Origin of the sequence: Bifidobacterium sp. B4111 (assembly GCF_026537235.1) — a bacterium.
Taxonomy (GTDB): Bacteria; Actinomycetota; Actinomycetes; order Actinomycetales; family Bifidobacteriaceae; genus Bombiscardovia.
Genome location: NZ_JAFNMO010000001.1, coordinates 57,091 through 81,653, shown reverse-complemented (window position 1 = coordinate 81,653; position 24,563 = coordinate 57,091). Strand labels below are relative to the sequence as shown.

The window sequence follows — 24,563 nt, the reverse complement described above, 5'->3', positions numbered from 1 at the left end:
CAAGGGCTCAGAAAGAGCCGATGACTACTTGAGCTCGACGGTCGCGCCGGCCTCTTCCAGCTGGGCCTTGGCCTTGTCGGCATCCTCCTTCTTGGCACCTTCCAGAACGGTCTTGGGGGCGCCGTCGACCAGAGCCTTGGCGTCGGCCAGGCCCAGGTTGGTGATGGCCTTGACAGCCTTGATGACCTGGATCTTCTTGTCGCCGATGGCGGAGAGCACGACGTCGAACTCGGTCTTCTCCTCCTCGGCCGGAGCAGCAGCACCGGGGGCGGCAGCCGCCACAGCCACAGGGGCGGAGGCCTCGACGTCGAACTCGTCCTCGAACTTCTTGACGAAGTCGGACAGCTCGACCAGAGTCATTTCCTTGAACGCGTCGATGAGCTCGTCAGCGGAGAGCTTGGCCATAATGGCTTCCTTTCATTTGTGACGACCGGCATTGACTGGTAGCCGATCACCGAACATCTTTTTTTGTGTTTGCCGTATGGATCCGGGCCAGTGGCCGTGGACTCAGGCGGCCTTTTCCTGCTTCTCGCGCAGGGCGTCGAACGTGCGCACAGCCTTGGTAGGCACAGCGACGAACAGGTTGGCGGCCTTGGACATGGTGCCCTTGAGCGCGCCGGCCATACGGGAGAGCAGAACATCGCGGGATTCCAGATCCGCGATCTTCTTCATGGCATCCGCGTCAGCAACGGCTCCATCGATGAAGCCGCCCTTGACGATCAATGCCGGGTTGTCCTTGGCGAAATCACGCAACGTCTTGGCGGCATTGACGTAATCACCTTTGACGAAGGTGATGGCGCAGGGGCCGGCAAGCATCTCATCGAGACCCTCGATTCCAGCCTCTTTGGCCGCAATCCGGGCTAGCGTGTTCTTCGCCACGTTGTAGGAAGTATCGCGGCCTAGCTTGTTCCGCAGATCGGCGACCTGCGGAACACTGAGCCCGCGGTACTCGGTGAGGATGATGGCATCGGCGTCACGGAACTTGTCCGTCAGCCTGGCGACAGCCTCTTCCTTTTCGGGCCTTTTCATGGCGTTCCTTCCTAGACAGACCTCTGGAGGGAACCGGACGACCGAGCATGGCAGGCAAAAAGAAAGCCCTGCCGACAGGCAGAGCGGAAAACAGGCCACAAGGACCAATTTAAAACTCAACCTGTGCTGGCTCGATCAACCGAACTTAGGAGACCCAAGGGTCCCGACCAACGGTCTTTGGTATGCAAGGGGCAATAGTACACAGGTCAGCTGCAGCCGTCAAGTTCGCAGGCGCAACGAGCTCGCCTCCAGCCAGATTTGCGGACTGCAGGACCTCAGCAGATTCATGGCACCCAGGCCACGACGGACGCAACCCATCAAATCGCTAGCCCATAGGTGCCAAGCTGCACGGCCGAGGGCTCCTTGCTGACCGGCGTTCAGAGCTCGCGCACGATGCCCAGCACCAGCCTGGCGGCCGTGTCGGCATATTCGGAGATGTCGAACTCCCGGAAGACCTCATAGTCGGTGTCGGCATTGTCGCTCAGAGCGCGAATAACCAGGGCTGGCACCTTGTTGCGGGCCGCCACATGGCAGACAGCTGCTCCCTCCATCTCGACCGCATCGGCCCCGGTCTGCTCCTTGACTTCGGCAATCTTCTCAGGGCTGTCCACAAAGTAGTCACCTGTCGCAATGGTGCCAACGATGTGCTTGATCCCCATGGAGTCCAGGGTCCGGCTTGCCAGATCCAGCAGGTGAGGATCCGAGTGGAACTCCTCGGTGCCGGGGGCCGACTGGGCCACCAAGCGCATATCAGTGTCCAGATAGCGAAGGGTGCCTCCAAGGACCACGTCGTTGATGTGCAGATCCTTGTTCAGGTTGCCCGCAATACCAGAGAAGATAACGGCCCTGGGATGGAAGGCATCGATCAAATACTGTGTGGTGGCGGCGATGTTGACAGTGCCCATGCCACCCACGGTGGCAGCCAGACGAACCGGGCCGTGTGCCCCATCAAGGGTGCCACATATGACCTTCAGGCCAGCATCACCAGCATGGGGATCCCGATCCCCCTGCTTCAGACCTCGGCCGATCAGGGCCACCTCCTCATCCATGGCCCCGATGACGGCAACCGGCCGCCGATCTTCACCCTTCAGGGAAGCATCCGCTTCGCTCATACCTGACTCCTTATCCAAGATTTCACCTGCAACTGCAGCCCGACCAGACTACTGCAGGCGCAAGTCAACGAGCCGCGCTTCGACGGCGGTCCACTGCTCCTGCCAGCTCCTCCAGCAGGTCCTGAGTATCAGGCCAGGAGATGCAACGGTCGGTGATCGAACACCCGTAGACCAGCTGGTCCAATGGGGCCGGCTGCTGATTGCCTCCACGTATGAAACTCTCCATCATCAGGCCAGTGACGCCTTCCTCACCGTCGCCTATCCGCCGGGCCAGCTCATGGACAACCTGGATCTGGCGGCGCTCGTCCTTGCCGGAATTGCCGTGGGAAGCATCGATGAGCAGTCCGTGGGCAGCCGCGCTGTCCTTAGGCATGCGCTTGCGCAGTACGGCAAGGGCTGCCCGCACCGAATCCTGATCATAGTTGGGGCCGGACTTGGAGCCGCGAAGGACCAGATGGCAGTCGGGGTTGCCCATGGTCGCCACTGCCGCAGCCTGACCCTCATGGTCTATCCCGAAGAAGGTGTGGCGCTGAGAGGCCGCATAGCAGGAATCAATGGACACATCCACGCTGCCGTCCGTGGCGTTCTTGAAGCCGATGGGCATGGACATGCCGCTGGCCAGCTGCCGATGGACCTGGCTCTCCGTGTTCCGGGCACCGATGGCCCCCCAACTGACCGCATCAGAAATGTACTGCGGCGATGTAGGCTCAAGAAATTCCGTGGCCGCCGGAAGTCCGGTTTCCAGCACCCCCAGCAGAATGCGCCGTGCCAGGACCAGGCCCTTCTGGATGTTATAGCTGCCATCCAGGTCGGGATCGTTGATCAGACCCTTCCAACCGACAGTGGTCCGAGGTTTCTCGAAATAGACCCGCATGACGATCAGCAGCCGATCCTTCAACCGCTCATTGACGGCCGACAGACGACGAGCATAGTCCAGTGCGGCATCGGGGTCGTGGATGGAGCAGGGGCCCACAATGACCAACAACCGGTCATCCCGCCCATGCAGGCAATCCACGATCTCCTGCCGGGAGCGGATGACCAGTTCCTTGGCCGGTCCATCCAAGGGATAACGAGTCAGCATCTGCGCGGGCGAAGGCAAACGGTCAAGCTCAAAAACTCGCCTGTTGACGATCCGGCCTATGCCTACCTCGTCCTCCCACCTGGGCACGTTCCCCGTCTGCAAAGGGTTGACGCCAGCCGCCAATGCTTTGTGCACCAGTTCAACCTCGTAGGCCTTGCTGGGTCGGGGCAGAGGCTTTTGCGGCTCATCCTTCATCCGGCTCATGCCTTCATCCTTTCCCGACGAGCTTGCACAGCATCGGCTAGGATCTGCAGCAGTTCCTCGGTCCTGTCCCAGGAAATACAGGCATCGGTGACGGACTGGCCGAAGACCAGCTGATCCAGTGGGGCCGGCTTCTGGTGGCCGCCCTCAAGAAAACTCTCCATCATGATGCCTGACAGGCCCTGCTCACCCTTGGCGAGGCGGTCTGCCAACTCTTCAACCACCTGGGCCTCACGCACTGGATCCTTGCTACAGTTGCCATGGGCTGCATCGACGATCAGGCCCCGGCAGGCTCCAGGACCCAGCGGAGCCTGATGCATGACTTCCAGGGCGGACCGGACGGATTCCGAATCGTAATTGGGGCCATGGCTGGAACCGCGCAGAATCAAGTGACAATCTGGATTGCCCCTGGTCTCGGCAGCGATGACATGGCCATCCAGATTGATGGACAGAAAGTGATGCTCGGATGATGCTGCCAGGCAGGAATCGACCGCTGCTTTTACGCTGCCCTCGGTCGAATTCTTGAAACCCATGGGCATGGACATGCCGCTGGCCAGCTCCCTGTGGACCTGGCTCTCCGTGTTCCGAGCACCGATGGCTCCCCAGCTGACCGCGTCAGAGAGATATTGTGGGGTGATGGGATCCAGCCATTCTGTGGCCGCCGGGATCCCCTGGCCCAAGACCTGCCAGAGCACCTGACGAGCCAGGCGAATCCCCTTGCGAATGTTGAACGTTCCATCCAGGTCGGGGTCGTTGATTAGCCCCTTCCATCCCACCGTGGTCCGGGGTTTCTCAAAGTAGACCCGCATGACGATCAGCAGCCGATCCTTCAACCGCTCATTGACCGCCGACAGGCGACGGGCGTACTCCAGCGCAGCCTTCGGGTCGTGGACTGAGCAGGGGCCGGTGATGACCAGCAGCCGGTCGTCCCTGCCATGCAGAACATTGCGAATGGCCTGGCGGGAGTCCCGTACCAGCTCCATACGCTCCGGATCCAGGGGTCGCGAGCGCAGAAAAACCCTGGGAGCCGGGATGGGATCCAGCTGACGAATGTTGACATCCACTGTTTCGGGAAAGACGGCCGTATCGGCAAAATACTGCCGCCCCTCTTCCGGGATGATATCCGGTTCCTTGACGAATGCCACGGTCGCTCTCCTCTCTGTCGTACTGCGACGATCTTGCCCGAATTCCTTATGACCGCCCGCATCCGGACCAATGCGGACGGTTCGTTCCCGCGATCCATGCAGACCACGGAAACGAACAATTAGATGGATAAATTGATGACGTTGATCAGGCTAGGGCACCCATGGGATCCCAGGCGGGCAGCATGATGGCCTCTTGATCGAAGGCCTGGCGATACTCCTCGGACAGCATGGACTTGGGCACGGCCACCTCATAGACATACTGACTGAACCAGTCGTCGCTCATAATGAAGTAGCCCTTGTTGGCAATGTCCCCGCCCCAGGAGTTCTCCACCCGCCAGCGGTTGGTGGTCCGGCCGTCATCGGCCACATCTACGCCCACGAATGCCATGGCATGGTTCTGGGCCGAATCGCCGAAGCGCACCCGCTGCTCCTTGTCCATGTCAAAGTCCACACCATAAACCCGGCCGTACTCGAACAGGTCGGTGGCCCACTGACCGGCCTTGCGGTCCATCATGGGGTGGCAGTCGGCGCCGAACCAGACCGGCAGACCATGCTCGCTCATCAGACGACGAGCACAGTCCTTCATGACCTCCACCGGAACGTTCAGGTACTCGGTGGGATCGCCGCCAGCCACGTTGCCCAGGTGCTCGATGCCAATCTTGCGGCCCTTGGGGTGCTCGGGGCGCGGATCGTCGACCAGGCAGACATAGTCCTCAAGCCCGGCATTCACGTAGCGTTTCCAGAACTCCTGCGGGGTGATCCGCCCATCCCGGTGGAAGACGCCATCCTTGTCGGTCCACTCCCAGTCGAAGCTGGTGGGCGGAGTGCCCAGATGAATGGTCAGGATACGGTGACCGGCCTCCAGGGTCCGGTCGATGATCCCGTCGATCCCGTCCGGGTTGGCCACCATGTGAGCCGTGGCCTGATGGAGCAGGCGACGCAGCTGATCATTCATCTGGCTGGTGTTCTGGGAGGAGGCTGTCTCGGGATAGAACTGCTTGGGCACTGCGCCGTACTTCTTATAGATGTTCATGGCCATGATCCACTGGCCGCCATCGCCCATGACATCGCCCATCAGGAAGCGCATGAGCTGGGAGTCGACAGGCTCGCCGGCCCGCACCAGAACCGCCACATCCCGCAGGAAGTAGTTGACGCGCTCAAGTTTGTCATAGTACATGGCATAGTTCTGGGACAGCTCGAAGTCGCCCATGGGGTTGGCTGTGCTTTCGCCATCAATGTTCAGAGCCTTGCGGGCCACGAACCGGGCTACATTCAGCGAGCTGAAGAGCCAGCAACGGCCGGAGTGCGCCTGCGAGGTGACCGTGCCATTGTCGATGCTGACCGAAAATCGGTGCTGAAGCAGGCGGGAGCGATTATAGTTGTGGGCCACCTCGTCAATGCCTACCTGAGTGACGGCGTTCATGGCGACATGGTTGGCCTCGCGCTCATCGAAGGCGGTCCGCAGATCCTCCAAGCGGTTCTGATCCAGTGGTGTCAGTGCTGATGTCATACGGTCTGTCCTTGTTTCCTTTCATGCGGATGTTTCTGCATCCCTGCATCCAGCATAGCGGGAATCGGTCATTGAGGGTTCGTCTGGCGGAGGATGTGGACAACTGTACCTGTCAGGCCAGGGAGAAGCGCTGGGCTGCATTGACCACTGCCAGGACCACCAGGACAGCCAGCCCAAGGGAGATCCAGCCCTTGTAGGTTCCGGGGCGTGAGCGATTGGCGCGCAGGCGATCTGCCAGCTGTCCACGAATCAGCCAAAGGACGATCAGTCCCCCAACCAAGCCCAGAAGGGTCATCACCTGGTTGATCATCATGCCGGTGCGGGCCGGCACCGTCTGGGTAAGCCACATCATGGCGTCAGCCAAAACCAGGTTGTTGAAGATATGCAGGGCCATGGACCAGAGGATGGAGTATTCCATGGCGATGACACCCAAAACCAGACCCAGCAGGAAGGTGAACAGGCTCTGGGTGATGTCTCCGTGCAGGCAGGCGAAGATAAAGGAGGAGGTGATGATGGCGAAGGTTCGTCCGTAGGGCTTGAGCCTGCCCATGACCACGCCGCGTAGCAGGAACTCCTCGACGACGGGGACCAGGATGGCCGTATCCAGGGGCGACAGGAACCCATGCTGGCCCGCCGCGATCTGGGAGGTGGTGGAGTGGTAGACCAGCCCCAGGGCCTGTGATCCCTGGTTGACCACCCAGGTGAAGCCGGTCTCGATGCTGCTGGCCAGCATGATCAGCAGGATGGCCCCGATCAGCACGGCCGGACCAGGATTGGTCTGCGCCTTGTACTGCACAGGGTTGGAACCGCGCCCGAGCAGATCCTGGCCGCGGGTGCCGAAGAGAAAGACCAGCATGACCAGATCGCCCAGCAGATCCCCCAGCCCTGGCTGACGGGCAATGCCCAGGGCCGCAGCCACCGAGGGCAGATTCAGAACCCCTGCGATCAGGTTGGCCACCACCAGATACACCAGGGCATAGAGGGATTGCAGGTCCACTCCACGGCGCACCTGGGCGCTCCATGGGCGAGAAGCCGCAGCCGACCCGGACGACCCCGTGCCAGACACATGTGATGACGCGTGCCGTGATTGCTGCATGACGCTCTCCCAACCCCGTGACCCTTGGCCTGCACCTCTTCACTATCGACTCTAGGCCTCAGCAGGGGTTCTGGCCGAGATTGACGGCTACCCAACTTCCAAGCAAGGCAGAACAACAGGGCCGGATCGCAGACCATGCCTGCGATCCGGCCCCAAGGAACAATGTCCTTTGCTGATCAGTCCCGATCGGTCGGGGTAGCGTCGTCGTTGATGGGCGGAATAACCGTAGTTTCCTGATCGGTGACTGCCTTCTCCACCTGTCCGGCCTCATCCTGGGCCGGCGCGTCATCGGCCTGGGCGGATGCATCGGGAAGGGCGCTCGGCGCCGGAGAGGGCAGAACCTGAGTAGGCATATTGGCTGAGGACCTGACAGACGCAGCTACGTTGGCATCATCCTCGGAATTACTGGTGGAATCAGTGGCCACGCCATCGGTCGGTTGGCTGGCTGGAACCGGATCGACCGGTATCTGAGGGGCGTCTGCCTGGGCATCGGCAAGGGGCTGATCGACGGCCTGATCCTCGCCTTCAGCCTCCGAGGATGTCGCCGAAGCCGACGAAGCAGGGGCCGGCAGCGGATCCGCAGCAGGTACAGCGTTGACCACTGGCACGCTGGGCGCCTGCCCCTCGTCCTGGTCATTGATCACAGCCTCATCATGGAAGCCGTCGAAATTGCCGAAGGACTTGGAGAAGATGTTCCGCAGCTCGTCGACCCGAGAGGTAATGGTGGCCTCCCGGTGCTGCAGCTTGGCGATGTGGTCCTTGAGCCCGTCAAGCTCGGATTGGGCGGCCTTGCGCTGGTCCTCGATCTCGGTTTGGGCGCGCTGCTTGGCCTCCTCCAGCAGCTGGCTGGCCTTGCGCTCGGACTCCTCACGCTTGAAGGAGGCGAACGAGTCGGCATCCTTGCGGGTGGCCTTGGCCTGATCAATCAGTTCCTGGGTCTCCTTTTCGGTCTTGACCCGCCGTTCCTCCAGGCTCTTGAGCAGCTCGCTCACCTTCTTGGTGGCATCCTCCTGCTGGGCTGCAATATCGGAGCGGACCTGCTCGGCCTCAGCATTGACCTTGGCCATGGTCTCGGCGCTGGTGACCTTGGACTCGTCCACAATCTGCTGGGCCTCGGACTTGGCCTTGTCGGTGATCTCCGAAGCCTGCCTGCGGGCGTCATTCAGGCTCTTGGAGACCTGCTCGCGCACGTCGGCCAGCTTCTTGTTGGCCTCAGCCAGGGCCTTCTGAATCTGATCGTTGGCATCCTTCTTGAGCTTGGCGATCTCCTCGTCGCTCTTGCGCCGCTTGTCGGCGATCTCCTTGGCGGCCTTGGCTTTCTGCTCGGACAGCTCCTTGTCCTGGGTGGCCTTGCTGGTGGCCAGCCGCTTCTCGTGCTCCTCGCGGGAGTTCTGAAGCTCCAGGTCCAGGGCCTGGCGACGTTCGGCCACAACCTTGTCGGCTGCGGACTTGCTCTGCTCGCTCTGCTGCTTGGCGGTGGTGGTGACGGTCCTGGCTTCGTCGTTGGCGGCCTCGACGATGGACTTGGCCTTGGCGTTGGCCTCGTCCACGATGTGCTTGGCTTCAAGCTGGGCCTCGTTGACCAGGGTCGTCGCCTTCTCCTGGGCGGAAGTCTTAGTGGATGCCGCATCCTGCTTGGCGCGGTTGAGCAGCTCGGTGCTGGTCTGCTCGGCCGAGGCCAGCAGCTGCTGGGCGTTGGCCCCAAGGGAGGCGAATGAGTTGCGCGGCTGTTCGACCTTGCGTGACTTGGCCTCCTGGAGTTCCGCCTCCAGCTTCAGAATGCGATCGTCATCGGCCTTGATCTGCTGACGCAACCGGGCCAGATTGCTCCGCGAGGCCGCCAGGGCCTGGTCGACCCGCTCCTTGTCATAGCCTCGAAGGACAACGGGAAACTGATCTTCGGCCATGGAAACACTCCTCTTCGCCACCAGGACATGCCGGCCCGTGACAAAGATGTCTTCGGTCCGGTGGATTTACCTCGACTCTACCCCATGACAGGCCGAAATTTGCCGTCTGACAAGCTGCCGACACATTGACCTTACATACGGGGCTCAGGCAATAAGAATGGGGCTGGAGGAGGGCCTCCGATAGTAGCGAATAGTCTCATTGACCACCTCGCGTACAGCCTGTATCTGCTGATCCAGGGGCAGGCCGCACTCCTGTCCGCCGCTTTCGTTGACCAGGGGAAGGCTGACGAACCCGGCCAGGACATCCTTGTGTCCTGCAGCCCATGCCAAGAGGTTGTAGAAAAGCGCGTTGCAGACATAGGTGCCCGCGTCCGAGCTGAGTGTGGCCGGAATGCCGCAGGTGCCAAAATCGTGCAGGATGGCTCTCAGCGGCAGTCGGGTCCAGTAGGCAGCCGGACCTTGGGGATCTATGGGCTGGCTACTGGTCTTGCGGACGGGATTGCGAGGCTCCTGCTCCCCTGAGTTTTCATGGTCGTCAGCGTCGTCCTCCTTGAGGTTGACGGCGCAGCGCTCCATGGCGATGCCACGAGCCCGACGCTTGAGCCCCGTGGCGATGATGATATCGGGGTGCACCCGCTCTATGGCCTCATGCAGCATAGGCCAGGCCTTGGCGAAGCTGACAGGCATGGTGACGGATGAAATAGCCAGATCCACACCCTCCAAAGGATCCTCCTCAGTGGGACCGGCAGGGCGCATGCCCTCCATGCCATGCTCGGCCAGGGCCTGGGAAACCTGGCTTGAGGGGTTGACGTCAACACCCTTGTAATGGTCGTATCCGGCGACGATGACCTTGATCTGCTCCATGTGCCCCATGGTACACAGGACTTCACCCGGCCAGGGAGCGCGCTATCCATTCAGCCATGGGCACGTCCGATGGCAGGGTGATCTTCATGTTGGTCACGCTGCCGGCCACAATGGCCACCGGCTCCTCAGGCAGACGGTCCACCACGACCCTGGTGTCATCAGTGGGATGGAAATCAGGGTCCGCAGCGGCCAGGTCGTAGGCCTTGCGGAGGGTGCCGAAGCGGAAGGCCTGCGGGGTCTGAGCCCGGAACATGTTGTCACGATTGGGCACCTGACGCACCACCTTGCGCTCGCCCAGGTCGCCGGCCATCAGCATGGTGTCGGTCGAGGCCACGGCCACAGTTGCGGCGTTGAATGCATCCAAGGCATCGATGCAGCCATCGATCGATTCCTGGCTGACGAAAGGGCGTACCGCATCGTGGATGAGCAGCTTGGCATCCTGGGGGATCTCCGCATCAGCCAGGGTCTGCAGGGCAGCCTCGGTGCTGTCCATGCGCTCGATGCCGCCCTGGATGACCGTGCGGACCTTGTCATAGGTGTCATCGCCCACGATAGCCTCGACAGCCTCCCGCACGCGATCATTGACCACGACCAGGATGTCGGTGACGCGGGCATTGAGCTGGAAGGCGTCAATTGACCAGGTGATAATGGGTTTGCCGCCCACCTGCACCAGCTGCTTAGGGTTGTTCTCGTCGAATCGAACGCCCAGCCCGGCCGCCAGAATCACCGCCACAACTGGCTGAATCTGCTCCTCCGGCTCTGCGCTATCCTGACTGGCCTCGGACGGGGCTGCTGATGCTCTGCTCTCACTCATAAACTCAACGGTACTCACGCCAGGACAGGAAGGGGCGCAGACCCGGTGCTATCTGCACCGAACATCTGCACCCGAGGCCTGCTCCAGCTGTCAGAAGCCAATCAATCAATATACTGCATCAGTCGTCGGCCAGGATAAGGGCCAGCATGCGCCCCTCCCCCGCCTTGCTGGCCAGCGAGGCCCGGCGGTGGGAGTACCAGAGCGGATTCTCCAGGGTGCACAAGGGTCGGCACAGGTCCTCAAGACGCCTCGACAGGGAGGGGCCCTCATTGTCATGGCTGCAGAGCTCTTCCAGATCCGGATCCTGGCAAAGGTAACTGGTGGCGGCAGCGACCCACGGGGTGGAGTCAACGATACGGGTCACTCCTGCCGCCTTCAGTTCCATTCTGGCTGCAGCGGCGATGTCGATGGCGATTCCGCCGAATCGGCATGGTCCGGGTGCGCCAGGGAAGCGCTTCTCGAAGTCATCAGCCAGGTTCGAACGCACCTGATAGCAGTCTGAGCAGATCCGAGGCCCCAGCGTTGCCACGATCCTGGAGGGGTTGGCGCCCTTGTCGGCCATAGCCTGGACTGTGGCTGGAATGACGCCAGCCACCAAACCACGACGACCGCAATGTGCCGCACCCGTCACGCCGGCCTGGGGGTCGGTCAGCAGCACAGGGAGGCAATCGGCCGCGAAGATGCCCAGGGCCAGGTCACGACGGGTGGTCACCTGCGCATCGGCCTCGCAGCGCCCTTGGGGCTGACCCTGGTCAGCGTCCCAGACCCTGGCTGAGTGAACCTGATCCACCAGGACCATGGGACGGTCCAGCTGGCGGCGCAGGGCCTGACGGTTGGCAGCCACCGCCTGTGGGTCGTCGCCCCCCTTGCCGCCGAGATTCAGCTGGGCATAATCGCCCGAGGAGACCCCGCCCAGCCTGGTGGTGTAGACCACTTTGATCCCAGGCGCTAAGGCAATGGGAATGGTGACTGGGATCGGCCGGCCCTGATCGTCCAGTGGCGACAGGGGACTGCTGTCCAGTAAGGTCCGTTCCCGATCCCAGGCTTGGCCCTGAGCGCTCTGGCTGCCCTGCTCTCTTGGTTCAGGCTTGGGACTCATGCAGTCGCCGCCCGGTTCAGGCGGTCCATCTCGTCCTCGCTCAGTTCCATGTCAGCCGCCTGTAGGGAATCCAGAATGGTGGCCGCCCTGTGAGCCCCGGGAACCACAAAGATGTTGCTGTTCTGGGACAGTTCCCAGGCCAGGACCACGCGCTGGTGGGAGACGCCGCGCTCCTGAGCCACCTGCCGGAAGGCATCATAACGGGTTTCGTCCTTGGGCGCTCGGAACCCTCCCAGGGGGCTCCAGCAGACGAAGGCCAGACCCAGTTCGGCCGCATGGTCCAGCTCCTGGCGGGAACTGGTGAAGGTAGGCGAGAACTGATTCTGCACGGCTACGAGGTCATCGCCCAGAATCTTGCGAGCCAGGTCCATCCGCTCAATATCTACATTGGAGACGCCTAAGGTCCGGGCCACGCCCTGCTTGGCCAACTCGGCCATGGCCTCCAGGGACTCCTGGTAGGGCACCTGCGGATCAGGCCGGTGCATGTAGAGCAGATCAATGGTGTCCACGCCCAAGGCCTGAGCGGACTCCTTGGCATGCCGGATCAGGCTCTCCGGCCGACCGTCCACAGCCCAGGTGGGCCGTCCGTCGGTGAAGTTGCGGTAGTGCCCAACCTTGGTGGCCACCAGCACGTCCTGACGGGGGCCCTTCCAGGAGTCCAAAGCCTGGCAAACCAGTCGCTCGTTGGTCTGTTCGGGGCCGCCCGATTCGTAGTATGACCAGGCGGTATCCAGATGTCGACAACCGGCATCCAGGGCCTGGTGGATGACGCCAATGGCCGTTGCCTGGTCCGGCTTGCCCTCGATGGACAATCCCATGCAACCCAGTCCGACCGCTGTCGTAGTAAAGGGCCCCAAGGCCCGCATCGACGATGTCATGCATGTACTCCCGTCTTGTAGATTGAGGCCGGCTTCGACACCGCCGGCCTCCCATCGAGCTTAACTGGCGGCCCGGTCTCAGCGGCCGCCGAAGGAACCACCACCGGAACCACCACCGGAACCGCCGAAGGAGCCACCGCCGTCGCCAAACCCACCAATAACACTGCCAGAGCCGTTGCCGCTGGCCATGCCAATCAGGCCGCCAATCTGGTCGAGTCCCTGGGTCAATTGAGTACCCAAATCAATCACGCCACCTTGGCCGAGCGCTGAATTGACAGCCAATGCTTCAGGGTCACTCAGGGAGGAAGCCGCCGCAACATCCTGGCTGTAAGGCAGGAAGGTCCAGTAGAGCAGGCTGCCGCGCGCATTGTCATTCAGCCAGTCGGAGTCGGTCAGTTCAGGGCTGGCCTGTGCCAGCTGAGCGACGACCCGGTCGCTTATGCCGAAGGCCGTAGCGTAAACCAGGTAACGGTCCCAGAGCACCAGATCCTCCACACCACGGTGGCTAAAATCGCTGAAGTCAAGCAGATAGCGCCGAAGTCCCGACACCTGGCCGGCCATGGGCTGTCCATTCCTGCTCAGCACCCGCCAACAGTTATAGCGCAAGGAGAATGTCACCACAGCCACCAGAAGCATGGCCAAGGGCGCACGTACCAGTACGGTGCCCGGCAGGAATCCGGCCAACAGAATGAAAGCAGCCAAGAGCACAGCCAGGAAGGCAAAGATTCCTACATTATGACGATAGGCGCGCAGGTCGGCATTGTCGGTCTCATACTCGACAGCCTGGTAGAAAGCATCCAGGTAGGCCCTGCCATTATCGGATTCAGTCTTGGCGAAGAGCGCAATCATCTCATACAGGTCGAAGCGTTCATTCTCGGAGCCAATCAGAGTGGAGGCACCTTCCAGCATGCTCAGGCAGGCTTCCTCGCTTGAGGACAGGGCCAGGGATGCTCGATCCTTGCTGCAGACCGGATTGATGACCACCTCCATGGACTGCTGTTTGCCTTTGAGCAGCAAGCGCCTCACCTGGGTGGTCACGGATCCTTCGCAGAAACTCGCCCGGTCCTCATACTTGACAGGAACAAGAGCGATGGCCCGCTTGGAGGCCAGGGAGAGAATGGTTGCTGACAATTGCCTGTCAATAAGGGATTCTCGGGTCAGCATCACATCGTTGATAACGGCGGCCACGGCGGGTGACAGATCAGGAGGCTGACGGTAGTAGATGATATCGCCTTGGTACTGGGAGTCTCCATAATTGCGGAAGGCATGGCAAAGCATTACTGCAATCAGCGCGATAGCAGCCAAGAGCACCAAGACGCCCGTCAAGAGTCCGATCCGCGCCCGTCTGGTCTGCTCAGCGTGCCAGCGATCATACTGCTGGCGTTCCTGATCGACGATACGGACACGCGCCGGTCGGGAATCGATCCTGACCACCGAGGAAGTCCTCCCCGCATCGAAGAGCACCACCAAATCCAGATGCTGGCCCGGCTCGATGTGGTCTGCGGAGAATCGGATACGGCTGTCATCTACCACATCGTAGGAACCCCTGCCAACGAAGTGCAGCCAGGCCTTCGCGTCCTTGCCCTTCTCCGTTCCTGTCTGCTTGGGCAGCTTGACATTGGCGCTCATATGCTCAACGGGAATCTGGTTGGTGTCGCCCACGGGCTCCCATTGGAATTCGGCCACATCGGGATGGGCAGTGGTGACCCCGTGGAAGGTCATGTCGATGCGGAAGCGCCGTCCTGAATCCTTGGCAGTCTGCGGAATGTTCCAGCCCAGCTCCACCTGGCACTGGTTCCCTTGATCGCCGCAGGCGGACCCCTGGTTCGGGTCGCCCGGCTCGTAGGATTCCAATTCTGAGTCCGAGACTATGCCCATATACCAGGTGCCAGCCCAGTTCTTGTCCCAGTCGTGAATGTACCTGACATCATCAGGATACTTTAGCGGGTTGGTCTGCCTATATGTGGAGCCATTAGTCAGGTCAGTCACGCTTACGTCGCTTATGCCGGTCAACCGGTCAGGCTTGATCTGATAGCGGTGGTAGAGCTCCCGCCAAGGGCGTTTCTTGCCGTGGTCGTCCTCGCGGGAATTCATGGTGACAGTCAGGGTCTGACTGATACGCAAATCCCCATTATTCAGGACCTGGACATCATAATCCACCGAATCGTATACCAGGTCGGGACGATTCCTGTTGGAGATATACAGGACAGCGAGGCACGTCACCAAGGCTGCCACCAGAGCCAGCGCCAAGGCCCCGAGAAAGCGTGAGGTGCTCCAAGAGGGATGGCCCGAGGAGGGATGATTCGAGGCCGCCTTCCCGGAGGAGGCTGCTGGGGCGTTCACTGTCCGAAGTCCACAACTGGCGCCTGACGGCTGCCCTCGTCGGCTTGGAAGTACTGGGCCTGACGGAAGTGGAAGAGGGATGCGATGATGTTTGAGGGGACCGTCTCGATGCGGGTGTTGAACTTCTGAACCACATCATTGTAGAACTGCCTGGCGTAGGCGATCTTGTCCTCCAGGTCCTTGAGCTGACGCTGCAAGTCCAGGAAGTTCTGGTTGGCCTTGAGCTCAGGGTAGGCCTCCGCCCGAGCCATCAAAGTGACCAGGGATCGACCCAGCCGCTGCTCGGCATCAGCACGGGCCTGCATCTGATCCCCGCCAGCCGTCTGAGCCTGGGCCACATCAGCGCGGGCTTTGGTGACCTCCTCCAGGACGGTGGACTCGTGTGAGGCGTAGCCCTTAACCGTCTGGACCAGATTGGGCACCAGGTCGGCACGCTGCTTGAGCTGAACGTCGATCTGCGCCCAGCCATTGGCCACCCGGTTACGCAGATTAACCAAGCCGTTATAAGCCCTGATGCCCCAGATGACCAGCAACACGACCAGCAGGACGATGACGATAAGCACAATCAGTGATACGGACATGTTTCCCGTTCTCTCACGGGAGGGTCTGCAGACAAAACAGGACCCCGTCCAACAGACGGGGTCCTGTCATCAGCGGGAATCAGTCCTCACTGTCGAAGGGATCGAAGTCCCTGCGCACGCGGCGACGGGGGCGCTCTGAGCGCTCCTCCCGGTCAGCCCGGTACTCGTCGTAGTGCTCGTCGGCCGCATAGCGCGGGTTCTCCCTGCGGCCACGATAGCCGCCACGTCCGGAGGAGCGACGCTCATGACGACCGCCACGATCATTGCGGCCATCACGCTCGGAACGGCTGCTGCGGCCGCGACGCTCGCCACGGCCCCGGCCGCCACGATCCTCGTCATCATCGCGGGAGACTCGACGGCGAGCACGACGGGAGCCACGGTCCTCGTCCTCGAACCAGTCACCGTCATCCTCATAGTCGCGGTCGCGGCTCTGACGACGGTGCCGGGGACGGTCCTCCTGGTCCTCGTCATCGTAGTAGCGATCATCACGCTCGGAACGGGAGCGACGCGGGGCCTCATACCGATCCTCGCGCTCGGAGGAACGGCTGCGGCGATCACGACGATCGCGGTCACCACGGCCGCCGCGCTCGTGACGGTCTCCACGGCCGCCACGGTCACGGCCTCCTGCAGACTCCTGGTCCTCGAAGCCTGGGATTGCCAAGGAGATTTTGCCTCGGTCATCCACACCCTGGACGATGACCTCGACGGTGTCGCCCTCCTTGAGAACATCCTCCACGGAGTCAATGCGCTCGCCGTTGGCCAGGTTGCGAATCTGCGAGATGTGCAGAAGTCCGTCGGTGCCCGGTGTCAGGTTGACGAAGGCGCCAAAGCTGGTGATCTTGACCACCTTGCCGTTGAAGGTCTCCCCCGCCTCGGGCACGTGCGGGTTGGCGATCTGGTCGATGACCTCCTTGGCCTTGGCCGCCGCCTCGCCGCCCTCGGAGGCGATGTAGACCGTGCCGTCGTCCTCGATGGAGACGTCGGCGCCGGTGTCCTCCTGGATCTGGTTGATCATCTTGCCCTTGGGACCGATGACCTCGCCGATCTTGTCAACCGGGACCTGGGTGGTGATGATGCGCGGCGCATAGGGGCTCATCTCGGCAGGCCCGTCGATGCACTCGTTGATCACGTCGAGGATGGTGGCCCGGGCCTCCTTGGCCTGCTGCAGGGCGGCGGCCAGGATGTCGGCGGGGATGCCGTCCAGCTTGGTGTCCAGCTGCAGGGAAGTGATGAACTCGGAGGTGCCAGCCACTTTGAAGTCCATGTCGCCGAAGGCATCCTCGGCGCCCAGAATGTCGGTCAGGGTCTTGTAGGTGGGCCGACCGTCGACCTCGCCTGTGACCAGGCCCATGGCGATGCCCGCCACAGGAGCCCTCAGGGGCACGCCGGCAGCCAGCAAGGACAGAGTGGAGGCGCAGACGGAGCCCATGGAGGTGGACCCGTTGGAGCCGATGGCTTCGGAGACCTGACGGATGGCGTAAGGGAACTCTTCGCGGCTGGGCAGAACCGGGATCAGGGCGCGCTCGGCCAGGTTGCCATGACCCACCTCGCGACGCTTGGGCGAACCCACACGGCCGGTCTCGCCGGTCGAATAGGGTGGCATCTCGTAGTTGTGCATGTAGCGCTTGGTGGTGGGGCCAGACAGGGCGTCGATGGTCTGCTCCATCTTCAGCATATTCAGGGTCGTGATGCCCAGCACCTGGGTCTCGCCACGCTGGAAGAGGGCGGAACCATGCACGCGGGGCACCACGTCCACCTCAGCGGACAGTGTGCGGATGTCGCGCAGGCCACGGCCATCGATGCGGTAGTCCTGGGTCAGGATGCGGCGGCGGACGATCTGGCGCTGGAGCTCCTTGAAGGCGTTGCCCAGCTCCTTGTCCTTCTCGGCCTCGTCCATGTCGGTGAACTCATCAGCCAGAGCCTCGCGGACCTTCTCTTTGATCTCGTGAATGCGATCCTGGCGGGGCAGCTTCTCCGCGATGGACAGGGCCTGGTCCAGGTCGGCATGAGCCACCTGGTCGATGCGAGCATAAAGCTCGTCGGTGTACTCAGGGAAGAGCTGGAAGTCCTTGGTGGGCTTGGCGGCCTTGGCCCTGAGCTCGCTCTGGGCCTCGCACAGCACCTTGATGAAGGGCTTGGCAGCCTCAAGGCCCTGGGCGACCACCTCTTCGTCGGGCTTGATCTGGCCCTCGTCATAGATCAGGCTCCAGGCGTTCTTGCCGGCGCCTGCCTCGATCATGGCGATGGCGACATCCCCGTCCTCGACCACACGACCGGCTACGACCAGCTCGAAGACGGCACGCTCGCGCTCGCTCCAGCGCGGGAAGGCCACCCACTGACCATCGATCAGGGCAAGGCGCAGACCAGAAACCGGACCCTCGAAGGGCAGACCTGAAATCAGGGTAGAGGCGGATGCCGCGTTCAGAGCTAGCACGTCGTAGGCATCCTCGGGGTTGACAGCCAGGATGGTCTCCACGACCTGAACCTCGTTGCGCAGAGTGTGCGGGAAGAGGGGGCGCAAGGGGCGGTCAATCAGCCGGCAGGCCAGAATGGCCTCGTTTGAGGGTCGGCCCTCGCGGCGGAAGAAGGACCCGGGGATCTTGCCCGCGGCGTACATCTTCTCTTCCACATCGACGGTCAGCGGGAAGAAGTCGTAGTTCTCCTTGGGGCTGGACCCGGCGGTGGTCGTGGACAGCACCATGGAATCGTCATCAAGATAGGCGGCTACTGCCCCATCCGCCTGCTGGGCGAGACGACCCGTCTCGAAGCGCACCGTGCGCTTGCCATATGATCCGTTATCGATCGTGGCTTCTACAGCCGTGATTTCGGGACCCTCCATAGGGTTCCTCCTTTTGTTTACTGCTTGTTTACTACCTGATGTCAGGATGCTCGGCATCACTTAACTGCCGGAGATCCGTGTACTTCGGCCTGGCCCTGCCGAACCCCGTGTCCGGCTATCTTTATGCCTTGCGAACCAGCCTTGCATTTCAATTTGGCACCATCTTCTGTAACCCCATCCCGGGGTCGACGGCGCCTGGTTCAGTCATGCAAAAGCGCCCGAGCGCTAGGCCCGGGCGAAAGCATGCATATTAGTGGCGTAGTCCAAGACGCTCCACCAAGGAACGGTAGCGGTTGATATCCACCTTCTTAAGGTAGTCCAGCAACCGGCGACGATGGCCGACCATGAGCAGGAGGCCGCGGCGCGAATGATGGTCGTGCTGGTGCTCCTTGAGGTGCTCAGTCAGGTCGGAGATGCGCTTGCTCAGCAAGGCCACCTGGACCTCGGGGGAACCCGTATCGCCCTCGTGCGTCGCGTATTCCTTGACGATTGCCTGCTTCTGCTCAGTCGTAAGAGCCACGGCTCCTCCTCTGTTTCTTTCCGTTACGCGGTGCACCGGCCCAATGCCGAAGCGCTCTGGTTCCGCGGGCGAAACACGCCAAACAGCCATTATACACATTTTGCGGACCAAGCAAACAGTGACGGAATCAGCAAAATGAAAGAAGTCGGTACTGCATGAATACACATGTGCAACTCCGCCAATTCCCCTGCTCGGCCATGACGAATCAACACAATCGATTCCTTTCCCCAACTATGGCACCGCTGCCTTGAACGTGGTTATTGCTTGCACCGTAGCGAAGATGTTGTATTGTGTTACATGAGACGACCGTGATGTACTGCGTGGTACCGCCATAGGTTGTTAGAGAAGTTGAAGGAATGTAACTTCATCCATCCATCAAAGAAGAGCACCCAATGAAACAATCCGATCAGAACTCCATCAAATCGGAAGACACCATTCTTCCTTTGGGATCCGTGGTGAGGACCAAAAGGGACCCGGGTACCCTGCTGGTTATCATCGCCCGCGCTCCGTTGACAGTCATGAATGGAACAACGGGTTACTTTGACTATGGTGCCGTACAATTCCCATATGGCATGACCGATCCGGCCAAGACGATTTTCTTCAACCGTCCAGACGTGACGGAAATAATGTTCATGGGATACATCAACGCCGAGGAACAATCCTATGAACGAACATTTGACGAAGCCACCAAATCAACCGACTACCCCCACCTTCATCTCTGATTCAGCTACCGGCCACATAGGACATACTTGATAAAAGGGAGAGACGGGAGAAGACCATGGCGGACTTTTCCGTGGATTACGGTCAGCTTGGCGACATGAGCAGAACCTTGAACCAAGCCGACAAAAACTGGGAGTATGAAGTAAACACCATTAACGTCGACAGCGTTCAGGGTGAAGACGGATTAGGGGACGACTCAGTAACCGACAGTACGAATCGGGCCAATGACAACCTAAAACAGCGTATGTTGAACCTGCAGCAATCTGTTCGCGTTCTTAATCAGTTCATTAAATCGGTAACCATGCAGACAAGCAATGTCGATGACAAGTTGAGCGTTGAAATCAAAAAGCGCAAATAAAAAAAAAATTACAACTTTTGATATTTGCATTGAACGGGATGACACTACTTAAGGATACGGCATCATGGGCGCTTCAGATTTGGATTGGTCGGCTCTAGACCTATCAAAGAACCCTGTACCAGGATGGAAGAGCACAATCGACGCACTGGCCTCGCAGTTTTCCGAGAACGGTAAACGTTGCCAGGAAGTGAGTCACTCCATAACCAGCGTTTGCGGAAAGGCACCTGATTTCAAAGGCGATTCAGCAGAACAGCTCCAACAGTCCCTTTCTCAAGTGGCACAGTTTGCCGGACGCCTTTCAGAGGTCTACGGGAGCATCGACCAAGCATTAAGAAGCTGGGGGTCTGCAGTCGACACGAGCCAAGATACCGCATACAGAGATTGCCGAAAGGCAATGAACCTTCGCGACTCAACCGCGAGGAATCGGAAGAAAATCAACCGGGCGAAGCAGTCACTGAAAAGAACCAGCGATAATCTGGAGAGAGTCAGGCAAACCAATGGGGACAGCATGTCGCGGGAGACCAATCGTCTGCTTGGTATCATTGATTCGACAAACGAGAGCATAACTCGTTACCAAGGGCAAATTGCCGACGACAATGCCGAAATCAATCGGTTGAAGCTTGAAGTCAGCCAGGCCAGGGAACAATACAAGGACGCTGCCAGGAAAACCAAAAACGACCTTGACGGATGCGTTGATGAAGCAACCGCCAAGGCCATGCAACTGAGCACATTGAACCGCTCTTTCACGGTCGGCAGTGTTCTCTCAGGCGGTTTTGAAGCACTGAGCAGAATAGCTGAACTTATGAAAGCTGATCCAGCCCTGATTGAGGGGCTAAAGACCGCAGGACTCATTGGAGAAGGATTATCAGGGAATTGGTATGCTCCTATTGTCGGTGGACTCGTTGAGGGCGGTGATCTTATTGCACCAGCATCTAAAACAGCAGAAGATATATACAAGGTTGCCGGCAAAGCCGCAACCAAAGCTGGAACGATAAGCGTGGTTGGCAGCTTGGTCGGCGGAGTGGCTGACGCTTCCGGTACTTACTTTGATCGGAAAGAAGCCTATGGAGAGCATGCCGCAACTCAAGATGCTCTTGTTCATGGAGCTTTCACCACAGTGGGAGGGTTTGGCGGGGCCGTAACCGGCGCTTATATAGGCACTCTTATCGGTACCGCCTTCGCCCCCGGAGTCGGCACAATAGCAGGTGCGATAGTTGGCTTAATAGTTGGCGTTGTAATACCGGCATTTAGAAACTGCTTTTACGACAATAATGTCAAGCGTGGCCAAGGCGATGGCTTATGGGACCATATTCGGGATAACGTTTGGTGAATGCCGGAGAAAGCAATTCTTAGAATTAAGGCTTACAAAAGGATTTTCATGTTGTATTTGATGGTCGGTTTGCTGCTTTTCGGGGCGGTAAGGCATGCGCGGCCATACATGCCATGGCTCGCCACCCTGATTCCTGTCGAACTCTGAACAGATTAGGGCATCTTGTCATATACCCTCAATGCCTGGATGAGATGCGCTTGCCGATCTGCACGCCGATCGCCACGAGCAGACACAGCTCAATGCCAGCGAACGCAATCACTAAAGGAATAATGTCGAGAACGACACTCAAGGCAATCAAATTGGTGAAGATCCCAAGAAGCGCGCAGTACCGATACAGTTTTCTGTTGTTTGGACCAGACATTACGGGGCCTTCCTCTTTAAAGACGTGGGCCATCCCTGCACCCGCGGGGAGAACGTATTTTTTAATGTATCATACTGATACAGTATGAGGTTCATCTTCCTCTTCCGTTTATCCGATAACGGCGGTGGCCTGTGCCGGCATCGGGGAATGTCGCATGACTGGTACCGGTCGCAGCGAAAATGAGAGGGAGAGAAGGCCGGTTCCGTGACCCGGATAGAAACCGGGGAGGTATAGGGATGATGCACTGATGTTGTATTTGATGGTCGGTTTGCTGCTTTTCGGGGCGGTGCTGGTCTGGTTGTTTGCGGTGGTGTCGTTCAATGCGTGGAGGTCGAGGCGGCTGATGGACCGTGTCCTGGCGCCCTACCTTCTGGCGCGGGGCCTGTGCCTGCAGACCTTCCAGGGGCACGTGTGGCGGCGGCGCCGCAGGATCGGCCGGCCCCGGCCCGGGCAGGTCCTGCCCCTGGGATCGCTGGTCGTCCTGGCCGACGGGCCCGCCACCGTATCGGGGGCCTGCAGGGGCGCCGGACTGTTCGACGGGCTGGGAGAGAACGGGCTGGTGGTCCGCCTGGTCGGCCAATACGTGCAGCCACCCGAACAGGCCACCGGCCCATGGTACGCGGGCAGGATCTGCTCCGTGGGCGGCGACGCCCGCGGCCCCGGCGTGATCCCCGGCGGCGACATCCCCCTGCCCGAGGTCGGCGTCGGCCACACCCCCGGCCCCGACCCCGACCTGGTCACCTTCACCCAGGACCAGGTCAGCCTCCTCGCCTGGAAAGGGCCCGACAACCCCGTCACCAGGCTCCTGCGCGCCCGCCAGGTCCGCGCCCTCGCCCACGGCCACCAGTGGGAGGACCCCGTCCGCCGCAGGACACAGCCGACACCGCACTGGCACGCCCGCCGCCCCGCATGGTGGCGCTACGAAGCCATCGGCTACCTGCCCGACCAGTTCACCCGCGTCTACTGGGACCGCGTCCGCAACCAGCCCCTCAAAGCCCCCATGAACTACCGGACCCCGGAAGCCAGGGAATACAACAAGCAACACTACGCCGCCCCCATATACGTCACCGCGCTGATCATCTCCATCCTCATGGTCGCCTTCGGAATAGCCCGCGTAAGGCGCAGCTCCAGGCCGCACCCTCCCCTCCATGCCAGCGAGGCCCTCCTGGGCATGCCCCCACTGACCTCTGAGATCGTCTGCTGCGTCCTGGGCCTCGCCCTCGGCATCGGCACATGGATCTGGGCCACCCGCAGGCAATTCCCCCCACACCTCATGACCCCGGCCAGCAGCCGCGAACTCCAAACCGCCCTCGACAACTTCAACATCGGCATGCGATACATCACCGGGACCACCATCCCCTACACCATCCACGCCCTCGCCTACACCGCACTCGTCCTGATGATGGCCTACCCTTTCATGGACGACTTCTTCATCCACGGTATCGACAACCTCCCCGACTGGTTTAAGGCCTATTTGTTCTGGCCCACCTTCATTCTCGCGGGGATCGGCTTGATCATATCCACCATAGACGTCTTCTACGCTGGTTGGATAGCCAACCGTCTGGATCGGGAATTAGCAGAATAGAATCACACACAACAACTCATCCCCGACGGTCAAATGCTCTGCAGCAATCAGTGGGGCATAGCATCGTGGTCTTACAACCACGTCTATTGCCGTGTGCAGACGAAAACCAACCTGAAAACCCCAACTCGTCGGTTACAGCATATCGGGCGACCTATTTCTCGCGAATTAGCTGCCCTACGAATCAAACCGCGGTGATGAGACCGCCGAAGAGGACAATGGCTATGGCAATCAGTTCAATGATGAAGAACATGGACAGGGCCGACCAGCTGTGGGTCAGCGCGTTCCAGGGGGAATCCTTCTTGACGCAGACCAGGATGGCCACAAAGAGGATGGCGAAGACCGCCACGCCCAAGCCAGCGGCGATGATGCCCAGGTTGGCCGCGTTGGCCAGGATGGCCTGATGCTGGTAGACCACGAAGGTGCTGTACCAGAAATTCATCTTGAGCAGGCAGAGGCCGGCGATCAGCTGCTCTGCGGCTAGCCCCAGCACGAAGACCACCCGCCAGAACCAGGAGGACGACTCAATGATGGACATGGCGATACCCATAAAGGTCAGCACGGTCACCGTCCAGGCAATCAGGGCTATGCCTCGCGGATCCAGGACCGAGGCATAGTGGAGTACGCCCTGGGTGTGGTTGATGGCCAGCGAGCGACCGTATCCGTAAGGAATGACAATGGCCAAGAGGACTGCCAGCGCGAAGACGACCCAGCGGACCGGACGGGCACGGCGCTGCTCGATCTCAGCCAGTGAGTATTCCGAATCTGGAATAGTGGCCTCGGGATGGGCCGAAACCTTGTTCACAGCAGTTGCTTCATCCGTGTGCGTCGGCACGGCTACGGAACCAGCTGCATCGCCTCTGGCGGATTCCGCACCATTCGTATCGTCGAATTGTTCCATCGGCGACCACACCTCCAAGTCCGCCACTCGTGAACACATCGCCTACAGCTTATACCGGGCAGCACACTCGTGCCCAGAAACGCAAAAGTCATCGCATAGACCTGATGCAGCTGACCATCCACTTCAGTTGCCATATCCCCCTGCCGCTCGTTTTTCATCACTAGACGACTAAGACACACATGCACATGAATCGAAAAGTCAAATCCTGTTCAGAAAGCTCCAAAACTAAGAACAGACAAACCATCAACCACTGAGGTTTGGGAACGGATCCACGAATTATCAATTTGCCATG

Annotated in this window: 22 protein-coding genes; 4 read left to right on the top strand and 18 right to left on the bottom strand. The window is 60.3% G+C overall.

Going from position 1 to position 24,563, the window contains the following annotated elements; genetic code table 11:
- Positions 1 to 24: 24 nt before the first annotated feature.
- From rplL to rpsO, 16 genes are all read right to left on the bottom strand, one after another.
- A complete protein-coding gene (gene rplL / locus J3T93_RS00320) occupies positions 25 to 405 on the bottom strand; it encodes a 50S ribosomal protein L7/L12 (RefSeq protein ID WP_015022403.1) in 381 nt (126 codons plus the stop codon).
- A 102-nt stretch (positions 406 to 507) separates the two neighbouring features.
- Positions 508 to 1,029, bottom strand: coding sequence for a 50S ribosomal protein L10 (gene rplJ, locus J3T93_RS00315; RefSeq protein ID WP_024626821.1), 522 nt, complete (start codon positions 1,027 to 1,029; stop codon positions 508 to 510).
- A 377-nt stretch (positions 1,030 to 1,406) separates the two neighbouring features.
- The gene (gene mtnN / locus J3T93_RS00310) at positions 1,407 to 2,141 is read right to left on the bottom strand and encodes a 5'-methylthioadenosine/S-adenosylhomocysteine nucleosidase (protein ID WP_267399365.1); all 735 of its coding nucleotides are present in this window, start codon (positions 2,139 to 2,141) and stop codon (positions 1,407 to 1,409) included.
- A 64-nt stretch (positions 2,142 to 2,205) separates the two neighbouring features.
- A complete protein-coding gene (locus tag J3T93_RS00305; protein ID WP_267399364.1) occupies positions 2,206 to 3,426 on the bottom strand; it encodes a 3-deoxy-7-phosphoheptulonate synthase in 1,221 nt (406 codons plus the stop codon).
- The gene (locus J3T93_RS00300) at positions 3,423 to 4,544 is read right to left on the bottom strand and encodes a 3-deoxy-7-phosphoheptulonate synthase (RefSeq protein WP_416378816.1); all 1,122 of its coding nucleotides are present in this window, start codon (positions 4,542 to 4,544) and stop codon (positions 3,423 to 3,425) included. Before J3T93_RS00300 ends, J3T93_RS00305 begins: the two co-directional genes overlap by 4 nt.
- Positions 4,545 to 4,713: 169 nt before the next feature.
- Positions 4,714 to 6,078: a C1 family peptidase gene (locus tag J3T93_RS00295; RefSeq protein ID WP_267399362.1), complete on the bottom strand. Its 1,365-nt coding sequence runs from the start codon at positions 6,076 to 6,078 to the stop codon at positions 4,714 to 4,716.
- A gap of 112 nt (positions 6,079 to 6,190) precedes the next feature.
- Positions 6,191 to 7,174: a CPBP family intramembrane glutamic endopeptidase gene (locus J3T93_RS00290; protein WP_267430119.1), complete on the bottom strand. Its 984-nt coding sequence runs from the start codon at positions 7,172 to 7,174 to the stop codon at positions 6,191 to 6,193.
- A 176-nt stretch (positions 7,175 to 7,350) separates the two neighbouring features.
- Entirely contained in the window at positions 7,351 to 9,081 is a 1,731-nt protein-coding gene (locus J3T93_RS00285; RefSeq protein ID WP_267430118.1) for a DivIVA domain-containing protein, read from the bottom strand.
- A 144-nt stretch (positions 9,082 to 9,225) separates the two neighbouring features.
- On the bottom strand, positions 9,226 to 9,945 hold the full coding sequence (locus tag J3T93_RS00280) for a pyroglutamyl-peptidase I (RefSeq protein WP_220236314.1): 720 nt from the start codon (positions 9,943 to 9,945) through the stop codon (positions 9,226 to 9,228).
- A gap of 22 nt (positions 9,946 to 9,967) precedes the next feature.
- Positions 9,968 to 10,759: an IspD/TarI family cytidylyltransferase gene (locus J3T93_RS00275; RefSeq protein WP_220236315.1), complete on the bottom strand. Its 792-nt coding sequence runs from the start codon at positions 10,757 to 10,759 to the stop codon at positions 9,968 to 9,970.
- 118 nt (positions 10,760 to 10,877) lie between these two features.
- A complete protein-coding gene (locus J3T93_RS00270; RefSeq protein ID WP_267430117.1) occupies positions 10,878 to 11,858 on the bottom strand; it encodes a polyphenol oxidase family protein in 981 nt (326 codons plus the stop codon).
- Positions 11,855 to 12,736, bottom strand: coding sequence for an aldo/keto reductase (locus J3T93_RS00265; RefSeq protein WP_267430116.1), 882 nt, complete (start codon positions 12,734 to 12,736; stop codon positions 11,855 to 11,857). Before J3T93_RS00265 ends, J3T93_RS00270 begins: the two co-directional genes overlap by 4 nt.
- Positions 12,737 to 12,814: 78 nt before the next feature.
- Positions 12,815 to 15,079: a DUF2207 domain-containing protein gene (locus tag J3T93_RS00260; RefSeq protein WP_267430115.1), complete on the bottom strand. Its 2,265-nt coding sequence runs from the start codon at positions 15,077 to 15,079 to the stop codon at positions 12,815 to 12,817.
- Positions 15,076 to 15,660: a LemA family protein gene (locus tag J3T93_RS00255; RefSeq protein WP_267430114.1), complete on the bottom strand. Its 585-nt coding sequence runs from the start codon at positions 15,658 to 15,660 to the stop codon at positions 15,076 to 15,078. The genes J3T93_RS00260 and J3T93_RS00255 overlap by 4 nt, the downstream gene beginning before the upstream one ends.
- Before the next feature lie 79 nt (positions 15,661 to 15,739).
- Positions 15,740 to 18,499: a polyribonucleotide nucleotidyltransferase gene (locus J3T93_RS00250; protein WP_267430113.1), complete on the bottom strand. Its 2,760-nt coding sequence runs from the start codon at positions 18,497 to 18,499 to the stop codon at positions 15,740 to 15,742.
- A 250-nt stretch (positions 18,500 to 18,749) separates the two neighbouring features.
- Positions 18,750 to 19,019, bottom strand: coding sequence for a 30S ribosomal protein S15 (gene rpsO / locus J3T93_RS00245; RefSeq protein ID WP_220236320.1), 270 nt, complete (start codon positions 19,017 to 19,019; stop codon positions 18,750 to 18,752).
- Between the two features lie 392 nt (positions 19,020 to 19,411).
- Between rpsO and J3T93_RS00240 the strand changes: the two genes are divergently transcribed.
- From J3T93_RS00240 to J3T93_RS00230, 3 genes are all read left to right on the top strand, one after another.
- On the top strand, positions 19,412 to 19,741 hold the full coding sequence (locus J3T93_RS00240) for a DUF4176 domain-containing protein (protein WP_267430112.1): 330 nt from the start codon (positions 19,412 to 19,414) through the stop codon (positions 19,739 to 19,741).
- Between the two features lie 56 nt (positions 19,742 to 19,797).
- Positions 19,798 to 20,097, top strand: a complete 300-nt coding sequence (locus J3T93_RS00235) for a hypothetical protein (protein ID WP_267430111.1) — start codon at positions 19,798 to 19,800, stop codon at positions 20,095 to 20,097.
- Between the two features lie 64 nt (positions 20,098 to 20,161).
- Positions 20,162 to 21,427, top strand: a complete 1,266-nt coding sequence (locus J3T93_RS00230; RefSeq protein WP_267430110.1) for a hypothetical protein — start codon at positions 20,162 to 20,164, stop codon at positions 21,425 to 21,427.
- A gap of 175 nt (positions 21,428 to 21,602) precedes the next feature.
- On the opposite strand, the gene J3T93_RS00225 is transcribed toward J3T93_RS00230, so the two are convergent.
- Positions 21,603 to 21,788, bottom strand: coding sequence for a hypothetical protein (locus tag J3T93_RS00225; RefSeq protein ID WP_267430109.1), 186 nt, complete (start codon positions 21,786 to 21,788; stop codon positions 21,603 to 21,605).
- 343 nt (positions 21,789 to 22,131) lie between these two features.
- Here J3T93_RS00225 and J3T93_RS00220 point away from each other — a divergent pair, with 343 nt between their 5' ends.
- Complete coding sequence (locus J3T93_RS00220; RefSeq protein WP_267430108.1) at positions 22,132 to 23,373, top strand: hypothetical protein; 1,242 nt, start codon at positions 22,132 to 22,134, stop codon at positions 23,371 to 23,373.
- A 181-nt stretch (positions 23,374 to 23,554) separates the two neighbouring features.
- Here J3T93_RS00220 and J3T93_RS00215 read toward each other — a convergent pair whose 3' ends face one another.
- Positions 23,555 to 24,271, bottom strand: a complete 717-nt coding sequence (locus tag J3T93_RS00215) for a hypothetical protein (RefSeq protein ID WP_267430107.1) — start codon at positions 24,269 to 24,271, stop codon at positions 23,555 to 23,557.
- Positions 24,272 to 24,563: the final 292 nt, after the last annotated feature.